Annotated in this window: 1 protein-coding gene and 1 pseudogene; both read left to right on the top strand. The window is 40.2% G+C overall.

The window, feature by feature from the left end:
• The coding region (locus V757_RS28585) for a hypothetical protein (RefSeq protein WP_031274094.1) at positions 1–799 on the top strand (799 nt) is incomplete at its 5' end.
• Positions 800–830: 31 nt separating this feature from the next.
• Positions 831–1,267, top strand: a pseudogene (locus tag V757_RS17315) (hypothetical protein); the annotation flags it as partial.

Genomic DNA, 1,267 nt, shown 5'->3' with positions numbered 1-1,267 from the left:
CATAGCTGGAGCTACTATAGCTACTGGTACGAATACGTCTGAAAATACAGAAAACTCTATTGCAGATACAGCAGGAATAGAAAATAGTTTGCCTAAAGTTGATGTTTCTGAGCCAACTGTATCAGAAAAAGATTTTTATCATGGTATTGAAACTAAGCAGCTCAATGATGTACAAGAAGAGTCTGTTAAGAATAGTGTAAATGAAAACATCGTGTTAGAGGATACTTTATCTACAGAAACCTTAGCACAACACGCAAAAGATTCAACAGAGCTGAGTTCAGTACCAGTAAATAGCGAAACAGAAACACCAATAGCTGATAGTACAGATGGTCAAGTAGAAAATAATGATATCGCGGATATTTTAGCGACGCTTTCTATGGGGGAGAATCAGGGAACAAGTGCAATCGCTACCCCACCTACTGAGGTCCATAAAGTACCTACTCAATCTGCTAATGTTAATCAAACAACAGGACATGAGACGCCAGTTAGTACAAAAGGGGCGAATGTACCAAATGAACAATTTAGTGAAGGCTTGAGTGTTAGTGAAACCGCAACTAATACCAATCTAAATGCACCATCTATCACTAAAAGTCGTGAACAAAGTTTATATGAACAACAGTTGCAACGTGCCAATGAGAGCGAGGAAACTGTTGAGCAAGCAACAACATCAGAAAATAAGCCAGCGAGTGATGCTAAACCAATAACAACAAGTCAAGAATCTGAGGATGAAGAAAATGATGAGCAATTCGATGCCTTAAAAATGCAACAAGCTTATTTAAAAAAAGAATCAAAAAAATAAATCTTCTAAGCTACCCGTTTGGATTGCTTTATTGGCACTAGTCATTGGAGGACTACTTTATGCGATACAAAAAGGACTGCCTTTTATGTCCAGTAAAGAGTCAACATTAGCATCTGAAAATAAAGCCCAGCCAGAAGATGCTAATAAACCGTCTGAGACAGAACAACAAAAGGCGGAAGAAGAAAAACGTTTAGCCGATGAGCAAGCCGCAAAGCAAAAGGCTGAAGAAGAAAAACGTTTAGCGGATGAGCAAGCGGCCAAACAAAAGGCTGAGGAAGAAAAACGCTTAGCGGATGAGCAAGCGGCCCAACAAAAGGCTGAGGAAGAAAAACGTTTAGCGGATGAGCAAGCTGCCCAACAAAAGGCTGAAGAAGAAAAACGCTTAGCCGATGAGCAAGCGGCCAAACAAAAGGCGGAAGAAGAAAAACGYTTAGCCGATGAGCAAGTGGCGAAACAAAAAGCGGAAGA

The sequence above is a fragment of the Pelistega indica genome (assembly GCF_000506865.1).
In the GTDB taxonomy this organism is placed as follows: Bacteria; Pseudomonadota; Gammaproteobacteria; order Burkholderiales; family Burkholderiaceae_B; genus Taylorella; species Taylorella indica.
The sequence above is the reverse complement of the archived record's forward strand: the minus strand, read 5'-3'. Positions and strand labels throughout refer to the sequence as shown.